The following is a 14,059-nucleotide window of genomic DNA, read 5'->3' as shown; positions in this document are numbered from 1 at the left end:
ATCAACTATTAGCAAAGGAACATGAAGTACCTGTATTTAACATTCTTCTCGCTACTAGGCATGGCCGGGAGCGCTCAGACCCTCACTCAAAACATCCGCGGGACATTGTCCGACGCCGACAGCAAGCAGCCATTAGTCGGCGCGACGGTTTTCGTTGCCGGATCAGTGCCGGTAAAAGGAACAGTAACGGACCAGTCGGGCCGGTTTTTGTTAGAACAAATTCCATTGGGCCGTACCAGGCTGGAACTTCGCCTCGTTGGGTACGAACAGCGTCAGGTTTCTAACATTGTTGTCGATGCGGGCCGGGAGGTGGTTTTGGATCTGGTTATGCAGGAAGCAACCACCCAGTTGAATGAAGTGGTCGTAACTGCAACCGAAAACAAAGGTGAGGCGCAAAATGATATGGCGCTATTGAGCGGCAGGTCTATTTCACTCGATGAAACAAAGCGATATGCCGGAGGTTTCAATGACCCGGCTATGATTCTGTCGAACTTTGCGGGGGTTACCAACAATTCTACGGGCAGCAATGAAGTGATCGTTCGGGGCAATTCGCCAAAATATGTCCAATGGCGGCTCGAAGGTGTGGAGATTACCAACCCCAACCATTTTGCCGACCAGAATTCAGTGGGCGGCGGTGTCAGCGCGTTGAACAACAATCTGCTCGCTACGTCGGATTTTTACACAGGCGCATTTTCGGCGGAATATGGTGATGTGCTTTCGGGTGTGTATGACGTGAAGCTTCGGAGTGGGAATAATCAGCAATTTCAGTCCATTCTTGGATTAGGGATTTTGGGTGCCGATGTGACTTTGGAAGGCCCGTTTCGAAAAGATTATCAGGGGTCGTTTTTGGCCAATTACCGGTATTCCACCATTGGTCTTTTAAGTGACATAGGATTGGTGGACATAGAGGGCGGCGCTCCGACATTTCAGGATGGCGCATTCAAATTATCCTTACCAACCAAAAAAGCGGGTTCATTCTCCTTGTTTGGCCTGGGCGGGTTAAGTAAGGTATATCTTGCCGACTTCAATCCCGGAACAGCCCCGATTCCGGGAAATCAGTCGGCTCGGGAAACAATCAGAAAAGACTATGATAAACGTTCATTTCTGATAAATGCAGGCCTTTCGCATCGCTTGCAAATCAGTAAAAACGGATCATTATTGACGCTGCTTTCCTTTTCAGGGAATGGCATCAATGAGGATATTGATCAATTCGATGTCATCAAAATCCGTGATGACGCCGGCCAGTGGCTTAGGGACTCGTTGGAAAACAAAAGGCCCAACTACAAAAGCCGATTGAACAATACCAACTATCGCGCGTCAATCACCTATAATAATAAGTTGAATGTGCGCAACCGGATTGAGGCCGGGGCCAAGTTTGCGTATAACAACTTTTCTTACGCGCAAAGCTTTCTGGATGATAGTACTGGCGCGCCTCAGGTACTGTCTGACTTTAAGGAGGGGATTGCTACGCTTCGCAACTTTGTAAGCTGGAAATACAGGGCCGGAAACACGGTAACCATTGTAGTAGGACTCCACAATATGAATGTGCTTTACAATAAAAAAAGCACGCTCGAACCACGACTGGCGATGCGCTGGAATGCGGGCAGCCGGGGGATAGTCAATGCTGGATATGGTCTGCATAGCACCATGGACCGGGTACACAATTATTTTGCAAAAGTAAAACAACCCAATGGTAGCTACACAGAGCCTAACCGGAATCTGGGCCTGCTCAAAGCGCACCATTTTGTGGCAGGTTATGAATACCGGTTAACGGAGAATCTCAGAATCAAAGCGGAAGGTTACTACCAGCATTTGTACAATCTGCCCGTAGAAAACTCCGATACCAGCTCTTATGCGACCATTAATGAAGGCCAGGACTTTCGCTACGTTGAGCTTGTCAACAAAGGAAAGGGCCGGAATTATGGAATTGAGCTGACGATTGAAAGGTTTTTTGACAAGAACTACTATTTTCTTATCAACTCCTCTTTGTACCAGTCCAAATACACGCCGCTTGATGGCAAAGAAAGAAACACGGCCTATGCTGATAATTACCTTGTGAATGTGTTGGCTGGCAAGGAGTTTAGTAACCTGGGCCGCAAGCATAACAAGACCATCTCGCTGAATGCAAAAGTGTTTTTCGGCGGGGGAAAAAAGTACATTCCGCTGCTGCGCAACAGTGCAGGACAGGTCACTTCTGAACCGGAAAGTGGTACGATCTGGGATTACGACAAAGCTTACGAAAACAAGATTGACGACATTTACCAGGTCACTTTTTCGGCCAGTTACAAGGTCAATAAACGTAAAACAACCCGCGAGCTTTTTCTCAATATTGACAACATTACCAATCGCAGGAGCCGGATTTCGGAATATTACGATGACAGTAAATCTGGTTCTGTGGGTTATTTCACGCAGTTTGGCATCTTCCCAAACCTGATGTACCGGATCTATTTATAGCAAGTCGCAAAGGAAGCGGGAGCTTTCGTGGGCATTCGCTTCCCGAGCCTAAAAGGTGCTGCCGGTTGCAATTCGCTCTTGCTGTGCTCAGCGCTAGGCTTGCCGGATTATTGATCTGAGATGACTTAAATGAAATTTGAGACGGTTTAAGGCTTGAAAAATTCAAAATGAAAATCCTGCCCTCAGTGTCAGCCTGTTGAAATCTTCAAGCTTTTCCCGCGTTCCTTCGGTAACAGAAGATCTTTGAAAGCGGTAACCGGCAGCAATGGTGAAGCCCGTGTTTCCGCTAAAAAGTATTTTCATCCCGATACCCGCCGAGCAGGTAGCGCCTCCGCCAAAACGGACGCTATCCACATCGTTGGAAGTTGTATTAAACCCATAACCGCCTTCCAGAAAGTAGAATGGAATCTTGGAGACTTTGCTCGTGAAATCACCCCTGACGCTTAGAACGATAGGTACAAACGTTTGCACGGCATACAAGTCTGCACCGATCAATGTGAAGGTTGGGTAGGTAAAAATTGGAATCGCTAGTTGTCGAGCCAGTTCTTAAATTCATGGCTTTTGTATTTGCTCACGAATACATCCTGGTTAAATACCGGCTTTAAAAATACTTGCAACCGGCTGCTAAGCAATGATTTGACTTTTTGAATGGCTTCGATCCGCGCTATGACCTTCCGGTTGATCCTGAAAAACAAAGCGGGGTCGAGCATTTCTTCCAGGCTTTCAAGATTATTGTCCATCAGGTATTTTTTTCCTTCGTTCGTTACCATGAACACCACCTTATCGTCCGCGTAGAAGTAGGCAACTTCTTCGATGTTCTTGAAATGAATGGTGTCACCATACCGGACCAAAAACCGTGTCTTGTATTTTTTGGTCAGTGCCTGGATAGTCTTTCTGAGATTTTCTATATCCAGGGTGGAAACGCCTTTTCGGTCGTGTTTTAAGTGGTGGTATTTATCCAATGCCCGCGTGAGGTCGCCCTTGTCCAGTGGCTTGAGCAAATAATCGATGCTATTCATTTTGAATGCCTGCAATGCGTACTGATCGTAAGCCGTGGTGAAAATAACCGGGCTTTTCACAGTCACTTTGTCAAACAGCCCAAAACAGAGCCCGTCGGATAAATGTATATCCAGCAGCATCAGGTCGGGCTCGGGGTTTTGATTCAGCCAGATGGCGGCCTCTTCTATCGAATCCAGGACGTGTTGCACTTCAATGTCCGCATCGTATTCGGTCAGTAACTGGGAAGCTCTTCTGGCCGAAAGTGCTTCGTCTTCTAAAATAAGTACTTTCATGGAAGGTAAATCTGAATGTTAATCATTATCAGTCGTAATACGCCAGGCTATTATGCGCTGCATTGAGTCGGATCAGCGGGATTGTTACGCTGAAAAACTGGTCCGTTTGCGATACAGTCACGCCGTGATGTCCCAGGAAATCATATCTTTTAGCAATGTTAGTCAGCCCCAGCCGGGTCGACCGCTCATCTTCTATTATCTTTTTCTGCAAGTTGTTCCTAACGGTAATCGACTCATTATCAAGACAAAATATCTCAATCCGCAATGGTTTGCTTTTGGATATTATATTGTGCTTTACCGCATTTTCAACGAGCATTTGAATGGATACCGGCAGGATATATGCCGACAGGCAGCCTTCGGAAATATCGACCTTGATACTCAGCCCGGCCTCGAAACGGGTTTTGAGCAGATATAAATAAGAGTCTATAAATTTCAGTTCTTCCCGCAGCTCGATCAATTCCTTTTCATCACTTTTGAGAATATAGCGGTAAACATTCGAGAACTGCCTTACAAATTCCACGGAAGCAGCTGTGTCCTGTGCGATGAGCGCCGTCAAAACGCTCAGGTTGTTGAATAAAAAATGCGGGTTAACCTGATTTCGGAGCGATTGCAGCTGGGCCTGGCTGGTGGTTCTTTTGTAAGTTTCCAGTTGCTTATGGCTTTCTTCGAGCTTTTTCATGTATAAAAAAATCACATGAATGGTGTTCAAAAACAGGTTCACCCGGAAACAGAACATCAGCAGGAGCTTCAAAGGAAGTTTCCATTGGCTCCAATCGGGAGATAGGCTGTAATAGGCTGTTGGAATACCTAACAGGAATGTTACCAGCGCTGTGATGATGACGCTTCCGGCAAGATGATAGCCAATCCGTTTCCAAAATGGCTCAATGTCCCTGGTTGAGAGCCAATTGTCCCAGATCCTGTTTCCTTCCCAAATTCCGGCAGTAACTGCCAGAAAAAGCAGAAAAATCACAAATTGGTCTGTACCAAAGTGATAATAGTCAAAAGTCTCGAGCAGCAATGTGTTCAGGAAGGAGTAAACCCCCAGCAAAAGCATAAACCCGAACCGATACCTGATATGGAACATGACTGCGGCGAGTTAGTCAGATAAAACAGATTGGCAAACGATTGAATGCAATCGTCTGCCAATCTGCGTTCATTTTAGTTTAGGGCATTAAAACCTTGTCAATCACGTGAACAACGCCATTGGTTGCCAGGATGTTAGCTGCTGTAATGTTGGATGCGCCGCTGGTTGTTCCCACCACTTTCGCTCCGCCAGCCAGGTCGAAGGTTACAGATTCGCCTGTATTAGCTGTTGCAACAGGCCCTGAAACATTAGGGAGATCTGTGGAGAAAACACGGCCAGGGACTACGTGGTAAAGCAGAACACTGGTAAGCAAAGCGCGGTTGGCAGGTGCAAGCAATGTGGCTTTCGGCGTAGTTTTATACAATTCACGGAATGCTGCATTGGTAGGAGCAAACACGGTCAGGCCGTTTCCAGCTGAGGTAAGTGCCGTGGCAACCGCCGGATCAGCCGCCAGCACAAGCGATACCAACTCGGTAAAATTAGTGTCCGCCTGCGCAATCTCCACCAGCGATCGGGTAGGAGGCACGATCACATTATCGATCACGTGGATCACACCGTTGGAAGCCGCAACGTCGGTTGCGATCACCTTAATCTTGCCGTTGATGAATACGCCATCCGCGTTTTTGGACAGATAAATATCGTTGTTGGTATTAACCGTTTCTACGGTCCCACTTTTCACATCGGCCGCTTTCACAGTGCCGCTCACCACGTGTGAAGTCAGGATCGGGGTTAATGCATCTTTGGTCAGCGGGTCCAGGCTGGTGATGCCTGTTGCTGTGAAGGCTGCATTGTTTGGTGCGAAAACGGTGAAAGGACCAGCACCTTGGAGGGTGGCAACGAGCTCAGCTTTAGTTAAAGCCGCAACAAGTGTTGAAAATTGAGGGTCCGCGGATGCAACGGCGGGAATGTTGCCAGCACCCGGATCTACTGTCTGGTCGTCGTCATCGTCGTTGCAGGATGAAAGTGTAAAGGCCAACATTGCTGCAAACAGGCATGTTTTTAGGCTTGTCATTGTTGTGAACGTTTTCATAATCTGAATTGGTAAGGTGTTTTAAAATTGTACTAACAATCATTTTAACAACCTTGGGCTCTGCCGGATCCGTTCTGCGTCTGGTGTCAATGGCCTTTGAAAATGGATGAGCAGCCCGCTACAACGGATGGACAGCCGGAATTGAGGGAACGGTTATGCTTATTTTTGGTCAGTAAGCGCTTCTGTTACCCGTTTCAGGTCCGCTTTATTGGAAATCGTCTTTTGCTGATGATGCTGCTGATGAAAATCCTCTAACTTTTGAAGCAAATACCGAAGTGTCAGTTTTTCGGAAACGGTAAGATTTCCCGAGATCATTTTGCCCACGTGATTCATGTCTTCAAACACCGTATAAAGCAGTTGTTTGCCCTGGTCCGTGATGGCGATTTGCCGGCTTCTTTTGTCTTTTGCGTCATCCCATTGCTTGATCAGTCCTGCCGCCAGGAGCCGTCTGATCACTTCCGTACCCGAGGTTTTTTCCTGCAAATTGTATTGGATCAGCTCGGTTTTGGACAGGTTGTCATGCGTGAGTAGAATCGCCAACGCTGTAAAATCCTCAGCAGTTAGTAACGCGGTATCGTCCAGGGCTTTTTTAATGTAGGATTTCGCATACCGGCTCATGTATACAAACAATTGGCCGATGTTATTATCAAGCTGGAATGCTTGTTCCTGCGCGGTTATCTCATTTTTACCAAATCTGACATCGTGGCTAAGACGAGCGGCAGACGTAACGTTCGGCGCAGAGTTGCCAACGGTATGAACCATAAATCCAGCAAAATCCTGCATGGTAACCTCCCTTTCCGGATTCTGCTGTTCGAGCTGTTCAACCAGTGAGATTAGTTCATGAATAAGCTGGTATGATTTCATTTAGTCGTTTATTTCTGTCCGGATATGATTGCTTCTGCGGCTAACCGCCCACTTTTTATAGCCGCATTGATCGAACCGTTTAGCAGATGGTCCCCACAAATGAAGCATTGCTCTGTTAGCCTGATCGCGTCATTTCCAGGCACATTAATAACTTGGTCATCGTTAGGCAGCGCATAACCGATATGATAAGTTTTCAGGTGCTTCCATTGCATGGCCTCTGGAAACCAAGCCAGCATTTCACGCAAAACCTGCCCTTGAAGCTGCGCATTATCCGCTTTTGAATGGTCTCCAATCAGCGATAGGGATATGAGGGCATCGCCATTTTTTGAATAAGCGGGCGCGATCCGGTTCATGACGGCTATATTATTGACAAGTTTGCCAGACATTGCATTTAATGCAATCAACGGTTTGTCATATGGTTTGGCCGTCGAAGTGAAATACATATTGGTAACCGAATGATAGGAGTAGGGCAGTTTCCTGAACGGGTCAGGGATTTCAAGCTGATCGGTGGCGATGAGGATGCTTGTTGCGCTATGAACTTGTCCTGCAGACGTTGTGACATTGTTTGCATCAATGGAAACCACTTTTTGACCAAACGCGATCTCGTTAGATGACAGTGAACTGGCTAGCTGTAACGGAATCATGCCCATTCCCTTGGCGGGAACAGCCGCATCGCCCTGGCTGAACATTTTGAATACAAATTCAAACATCCGGCTCGAAGTGCTCAGTTTATCTTCCAGAAAAATCCCGGTCATGAACGGTTTGAAAAACTGCCCGATCATCCGCTGACTGAATCCGGCGTCATGCAGATAGGCCATGGTGGTCGTTTCACTGCCGGTAAAAATTTCATCAATGCTTTTACCGGTCAGTTTCAGCTTCAATCCAAGCATGCGAACCTTGTCGGCAAATGTTCCTGCGGGTGATGCCAGCGTGCTGATCAATGCACCGGGCTGCCGGAGTGTCAATCCTGCTAATCCCGCACCGATGATGATGATATCAAGTTTATCTTCCATAGCACTTAGCTGGGCTCATTTATTTCATGTGGCTCAATATCCGGTTTTGCTTTTCCAGTTCAGCAATTTGCCCGCTCTTTATATTTACACCCATACTATGCTGTTTTTAATTTGCCCAGGCCTCCGTCAATACCGATGATCTGGCCGGTTACCCAGCTGCTGTCATCCGATAACAAAAATGCAATGGACTTACTGATATCTTCCGGTTGCCCATATTTTGCAAGCGGATGCCTTTTTGCAGATGCATCGCGTTTTTCGGGCGAGCTCAGCAGGTTTTGCGCCATGGGCGTATCCGTAAGTGACGGCGCCACTACATTAACCCTGATCTTCTGACCAGCCAGTTCAGCAGCCAGCGATATGGCCAGACCCTGAACGGCACCTTTGGCTGCCGAAATACTTGCGTGATAAGGCAGACCGGTATTGGCCGCGACAGAACTTATTAAAACTACAGAAGCTCCCGCCGCATTCTTCAATGGCTTCATTGCATGCTGAATAATCCGGGCAGCTCCCAGGACATTAATGTGGTAATCATTTAGAAAATCGTCGGAAGTGAGGCGGTTGAATGGTTTCAGGTTAATGCTGCCAACCGAATAAACCAAGCCATGTAATTGGTCCGGCAGAAACCCGCTGACTGCTTCAAGGTCGCCTGTTACATCGGCTTGCAAGTGTGATATGCTTTCGGGGAGATCGGCGGGCTTCGTCCGCGAAATCACATAGACCGATGCACTGTGTTCTAGTAAGATTTTCACCAGTGACAAACCGATCCCAGAGCTTCCGCCCACAACCAGGATATTTTTTCCATTTAAATTCATTGCCATTTATTTCAAATATTCAGCGATCTCTAGATCCGAAAGGTTGGAGGTATAGTTCGGCGGTGCGAACGATATAACATTGGATTAAAATCTTATTCAAATATAATACTATATCGTACTAATTATTCAGATCAAGTATTATATGGGACAAATAATAGCAGAAAAACTGATGATAACTCAACGTTTCGATGCGTGTGCTGCTCAGCGATCTTGGAGACTGATAATGCAGGGTTATATTCGCTGACAACTTCCGCAATTTTTCCGCACAGATATTTGTAAGGCTTGAAGACTTCCGATTTGTTGATTTCTTTACCTCTTTTACCAAATAAACCTTGCTTTCTGAGATAATGATCTGGTTGAGATGACGCTTGTTATATCGATCTTACCCGGGCTCTCAGGTAGCTCCTGGGTTAGTAGTGTAAGTAACTGTATTTCAACTAGTTCACGACTTAAACATCTTGATTTTTAAAGGCTGCAAACCGAATTTCACTCACATAAAACAGGTATGTTATGCTTAATAAAACATTCACGTTGCTTTTATCTGAAGAAACGCAGTAATTACTTAGGTGGTAAGTTGCCGATATACATGCGTTGCACCACGAATCGATCAAGATTTGAGTAAGCAGTAAAAAGGGATTGCGAGCCAGAAAAATGGAATTCAGCATCGGGAAGTGTAGCTGGCACGAAACAGAATGTGAGAAGTTTAAATGATACGACTGGAGGGTTCTGGTCGATGGGGGAAAGAATGACCGGCTATCGGATCTGAACCAGTTCTGGATGGCGACCGACCCTCGAAACGCAAACTAATTTACACGCAGCGGCAAGTTTGAAGAATACGACTCGCTGTCGGTTTTGGAGGCAATTTCAACACCCCCACGGGTTTTAGAAAATATCATGGTAATGGTCAGAAGCCGCTTTTGAAAGAATTTACGGATGAAAAGCATCTTTTGAAACCCAACCACAGATATCACATTACAATAGAAGTTCAGGATGGACGAACCATTTTCTCAGTCGATGGCAATGTGATCTTTGACTGGAATGATCAATCGCCGCTGAGGCAGGGCTATTTTGGCTTTCGATCCACGGCGTCCCGCCACGCGATTGACAAGTTTCGTGTTTGGAAAATGCTGTGATTTGTCCGGTGAACGGAGCGAATGATTGTCTTGGCAGACAAAATGCTTTTGTAGGAAAGTTAAATTCCAACTCTTCAGCGACTTTTAGCCAAGCCCTGATAGCACGGCGTTTCTCTTATACTTACCGTTTCTGGATTATTGTTGGCCTTGGTCTAGTTGCGTAAGAAGAAGCTAGGTTTACAAGGTACAATTTTCAGAATCAATATTTAAGGAAGATTTGGGGTTTACAGACCAACTATCGATATCATACAAAGGTGTGGCTGTCAAAGCACTTCGTATAGCACCGTTTAAAATCAAGAATTACTGTTTCTTGCCTATTAGAAGCGACGATTTTCATGAGGGAATAGAAATTAAATTAAATAGTAATTACAAATTTGGACTGTCGGGTAAGGCAGTGAGCCCCAAAATCTCAAAATTCAATACCAATTACGAATCAATCTGTCATAGCAAGTATTAGGATGTTTTGTTCTTTTTGAATTGATAACTTATGTAACGGTTTACAAAGATAAATGTGATCTTATTTGTAAATTATTGGCTTTTTAGGATAGTGTTTGATTTAATTGGTTGTTGCGATAAATATAAGATATGACTGAATTGCTTGAAATTGCCGATAAGGATATCGCTGCATTGAATGATACAGAGTTGCGAAGTCTTATTGGGTTACTATGTGAAGCTGAATGCAGGAAAAACGGGATTTCATCGAAGGCTATTCAATGGGGAGGTCCGCAGGATGCACCCGATGATGGTATAGATGTATTGGTAACCTCCGACACTAAGTTTCCGACAGGATCTTACATCCCTCGTTCACATGTCATATTTCAAAGCAAAGTCACAGATATGACTCCGGCTTTGATTCGAAAAGAAATGAAACGTTCGGGAGAACTTCGCGAGAGCATATTTGCGCTTGCAAAAACCGGCGGCGCTTATATTATAGTGTCTGGTCATAGTGTCGAAACCAAACGATACAATCCAAGGATCACCGAAATGAAGAAGATTATTGGCGAGCTTGACATAATGGTCGATTATTATCATGGAGGGCGTATAGCGTCATGGGTGCGGGAAAGTCCTTCAATTGTTTTGTGGGTTCGACAACGAGCCAAACGACCTGTATTTGGCTGGAAAGCCTATGATGACTGGACATTAAATCTTGGAACTGGCGAAACTTATCTTCTTGACGAGGATTGCCGACTTATTGATAAAAGAAATTGTAATAGTTTCGAAATGACAATTGAAAGTGGAATCTCCGAAATGAGAAACTTGCTTTCTCAACCAGGAAGTTATTTGAGGCTTACCGGGTTATCAGGCGTAGGAAAGACCCGGCTTGCACAAGCGCTTTTTGATGAGAATATTGGAAGTGAGTTTTTAGATAAATCCATCGTCATCTACACCGATATTTCTTTTGAGCCCACACCAAGTCCGCAGAATTTGGTAGAGCAGCTTGTGGCTAGCCAGGATAAAGTCATTCTCATCATTGACAATTGCACTCCTAAGCTGCATACTGACGTGGTAAACAAGTTGAAAAGCCAGCCGCATTCCATAAGCTTGCTGACGATCGAATACGATGTTAGAGACGATCTGCCAGATGAAACCGGAGTTTTTCATCTGGAACCTTCCAGTGATCAGCTTATTCAAAAACTGATTTTAAGACGATTTCCTAACATTGGTGAGTTGGATGCATGGAAAATTGCCGACGTTTCCGGTGGCAATGCTCGCGTGGCTATTGCTCTAGCTAACACCGTGAAGCCGGGCGAGTCAATAGGTCACCTTCGAAATAATGAGCTTTTTGACAGACTCTTTAATCAAAGAAATCCTGAAAATGATAGCTTGAAAAGCTCAGCGGAAATACTTTCTCTGGTTTACTCTTATGAAATAGAGAATATTGAGTCGGAGAGCTCTGAACTTGGAATACTTAGTCTTATGAGTTCCATTCCAGCCCACACTCTCTTTAAACATACCGCAGAACTCAAAGATCGCAAGCTCGTACAATCCCGTGGGAAATTCAGAGCGGTGCTTCCTCATGCTATTGCAAACAGGCTGGCGATACGAGGTTTGGCGCTCGTAACTGATTCTTCCATTAATAAATACTTGCTGTGCAAAGGTAATGAACGAATGATCCGTTCATTCAGTCGGCGGCTCAGCTATATTCCGGATAATGAGCGAGCGCAAGATATTGTAGAGAACTTGCTGGCACCGGAAATTGGGTGGATGAATGACGTAAGTAATTTGAATGAATTCCAAATGTCGATTTTTGAAAATCTGGCAACGATAGTTCCGGAGCATGCCTTGGCTGCTATCGAAAGGGCGAAGGCTTTAATGCCTGATAAATTTGCAAGTCGAGATAACAGACACTTTTCCAGGTTCGTCCGCCTTCTCAGGCATATTGCGTATGAGGAACACTTGTTTGTGAGAGGTGCAAATGTGATGACGGCAATTGCATTAACAGAAAAAGTTGGTGAGAATACAAACCCAATCCGTGCAGAATTAAGCGCAATGTACTACATAATCGGGTCGGGTACACATGCTTCCGTCAATGTGCGTATGCAGGTTGTCAAGAAGTTATGGGATTCCAAGGTTGCGGTCGAGCAACAGCTTGCCACAGAGTTAATCGATGCGGCGCTCGAAGCATGGCATTTTAGGTCATACCCTAATCCTAATTTCGGTTCAAGATTACGTGATTTCGGAATATCGCCTCAGAATTCGGATGAATATGAAAATTGGTTTATCAAAGTGGTTCAACAGTGTTTTCAAATGCTGGATGATGAAACACCATTCAGAGTTATCGTTCAAAATATCCTCGCCTCAAAGCTGCGAGGTATGTGGACCGAGGGGCATTTGTTGGACCTGGTTGAATCGATTTGTGAGCGAATGACGCGCAATGGTTTTTGGGGCCAGGGATGGTTTGCAATTTCGTTTATTATTCGATATGATTTAAAAGATGAGGAAATAGCGGTTCAGCAGAGACTTTTGGCGTTGGAAAAATCATTGAAGCCGAAAGATTTATTTGAACAAATAGTAGCATATTTTATATCTGATGCTGACGGAATGGGTATTGCCGATGTGGTGCTAGATGACGATGAAAGAGGATATGAGAAGATACTACATCGTTATGAAGAGTTAGGCGTTGAGTTAGCAAAAGATATAAATACTTTGGATAGATTATTGCGGTCACTATTCCTAGTTGTAAATACTGATATTACTCAGTTAGCGCAAGGGATTTATTATGGTGCCACAGACAAAGAGACGGTTTGGAATAAGCTTTTGCTTTGCTACTTGTCATTGCCAGTGAGCGAACGACAGACATATATGTTGAAAGGCTGGATTCGTGGGGCAAGTAAAAACAGCGAAATGTATTCTGACCAGATTCTCGACCAAATAGTAAATATTCCAGAATTAAAACATATGCTATTGCCATTACAGTCTGAAATTCTCATCAGTCCGAATGGATTAATATATCTTCAACAAGCTTTGGACGATTTAGAAATTCATTCTGAAGAATTCAAAACACTTCGTTATTCCCTTATTAATTCGAATATATCTCCCGAGGATTTAACAGATTTAACCAGGAAGATATCTAGTCGACCTAATGGGCGGGAAGCGGCATTCGAAATTCTATATAACAAATGCCACGTTGTAAAATCCGGTTCATCAAATGATATGACGGACGAGATGCTCAGTATCGGCAGGCAACTTCTATTGGGTTTAGACTTAGAGAAGGAGTTAAAATCGGATGATAATTATAAAGTTGCCGATGTAGTCCAAATTTGTTTTGAAGGAGAGAGTGCTTTTAACGCTGCTAGTGAATTTGCATTAAGGCTTATGCGTTTAATAAGAAGCGGGCAACGCGGTAGTCGATGGTTCGGCGGTGTATTGAGAAGACTAGTCAAAGTTCAACCAATTTGCTTCTTGGATACTTTGCTAGAAAAGGGAATTCCCAATGAGTATGTTGAATGGATTGATTTTCACCGCAACTTCGAAAAGTATGATGCATATCTATCTACTTTATCGGAAGACCTACTTCTAAGTTGGTGTAATGACGATCCTCTTGAGCGATATAAGCTTCTTGGCGGGGCTATTGTTGGCTATGAAGGTACTGAGAAATCAGGACAGCTTAAATGGAAGCCGATCTTCTGGAAATTAATTGAAGGTGCTCCGATTTTAAGAGAATTACTTGACGAAGTTGAAAATACGTTAAATTATCAATTTCGCGCAAGTGCATATGCGGCTCACCTGACCCTGTTTACTGCTGTTTTCGACTATCCCAATCAGGAACTCGCCACATGGGCGCGGCTCAAATTTAATCAGTGGAATGAAAAGATAGTTTATGTTCGAAGATTTGAGGAACAACGTTACCAAAACCAAAATGAAAGCTTTGAATAA

At 44.6% G+C, this 14,059-nt stretch carries 11 protein-coding genes; 4 read left to right on the top strand and 7 right to left on the bottom strand.

Going from position 1 to position 14,059, the window contains the following annotated elements:
• Positions 1-21 precede the first annotated feature (21 nt).
• Positions 22-2,454 (top strand): TonB-dependent receptor, encoded by a 2,433-nt coding sequence (locus tag NFI80_RS08985; protein WP_235163360.1) that lies wholly within the window; start codon positions 22-24, stop codon positions 2,452-2,454.
• A 162-nt stretch (positions 2,455-2,616) separates the two neighbouring features.
• Here the strand turns inward: NFI80_RS08985 and NFI80_RS08980 are convergent, their stop codons facing one another.
• The 7 genes from NFI80_RS08980 to NFI80_RS08950 form a co-directional block, all read right to left on the bottom strand.
• Positions 2,617-2,925 (bottom strand): hypothetical protein, encoded by a 309-nt coding sequence (locus tag NFI80_RS08980; protein WP_235163361.1) that lies wholly within the window; start codon positions 2,923-2,925, stop codon positions 2,617-2,619.
• Between the two features lie 56 nt (positions 2,926-2,981).
• Positions 2,982-3,746, bottom strand: coding sequence for a LytR/AlgR family response regulator transcription factor (locus NFI80_RS08975; protein WP_235163362.1), 765 nt, complete (start codon positions 3,744-3,746; stop codon positions 2,982-2,984).
• Positions 3,747-3,774: 28 nt separating this feature from the next.
• A complete protein-coding gene (locus NFI80_RS08970; protein ID WP_235159188.1) occupies positions 3,775-4,830 on the bottom strand; it encodes a sensor histidine kinase in 1,056 nt (351 codons plus the stop codon).
• A gap of 79 nt (positions 4,831-4,909) precedes the next feature.
• On the bottom strand, positions 4,910-5,842 hold the full coding sequence (locus NFI80_RS08965; RefSeq protein WP_235159187.1) for a fasciclin domain-containing protein: 933 nt from the start codon (positions 5,840-5,842) through the stop codon (positions 4,910-4,912).
• A gap of 177 nt (positions 5,843-6,019) precedes the next feature.
• Positions 6,020-6,724, bottom strand: coding sequence for a MarR family winged helix-turn-helix transcriptional regulator (locus NFI80_RS08960; protein WP_235159186.1), 705 nt, complete (start codon positions 6,722-6,724; stop codon positions 6,020-6,022).
• An 8-nt stretch (positions 6,725-6,732) separates the two neighbouring features.
• Positions 6,733-7,737, bottom strand: coding sequence for an FAD-dependent oxidoreductase (locus tag NFI80_RS08955; protein ID WP_235159185.1), 1,005 nt, complete (start codon positions 7,735-7,737; stop codon positions 6,733-6,735).
• 95 nt (positions 7,738-7,832) lie between these two features.
• Positions 7,833-8,549, bottom strand: coding sequence for an SDR family NAD(P)-dependent oxidoreductase (locus tag NFI80_RS08950; RefSeq protein ID WP_235159184.1), 717 nt, complete (start codon positions 8,547-8,549; stop codon positions 7,833-7,835).
• 726 nt (positions 8,550-9,275) lie between these two features.
• On the opposite strand from NFI80_RS08950, the gene NFI80_RS25700 reads away from it, so the two are divergent.
• The 3 genes from NFI80_RS25700 to NFI80_RS08935 all read left to right on the top strand — a co-directional run bounded on the left by NFI80_RS25700 (position 9,276) and on the right by NFI80_RS08935 (position 14,059).
• The gene (locus NFI80_RS25700) at positions 9,276-9,356 is read left to right on the top strand and encodes a DUF6250 domain-containing protein (RefSeq protein WP_252172121.1); all 81 of its coding nucleotides are present in this window, start codon (positions 9,276-9,278) and stop codon (positions 9,354-9,356) included.
• Between the two features lie 26 nt (positions 9,357-9,382).
• Positions 9,383-9,682, top strand: a complete 300-nt coding sequence (locus tag NFI80_RS08940; protein WP_252172120.1) for a DUF6250 domain-containing protein — start codon at positions 9,383-9,385, stop codon at positions 9,680-9,682.
• Between the two features lie 585 nt (positions 9,683-10,267).
• Positions 10,268-14,059, top strand: a complete 3,792-nt coding sequence (locus NFI80_RS08935) for a hypothetical protein (protein WP_235163364.1) — start codon at positions 10,268-10,270, stop codon at positions 14,057-14,059.

Source organism: Dyadobacter chenhuakuii (assembly GCF_023821985.2).
Taxonomy (GTDB): domain Bacteria; phylum Bacteroidota; class Bacteroidia; order Cytophagales; family Spirosomataceae; genus Dyadobacter; species Dyadobacter chenhuakuii.
This window is presented reverse-complemented; position numbering and strand designations above follow the sequence as displayed.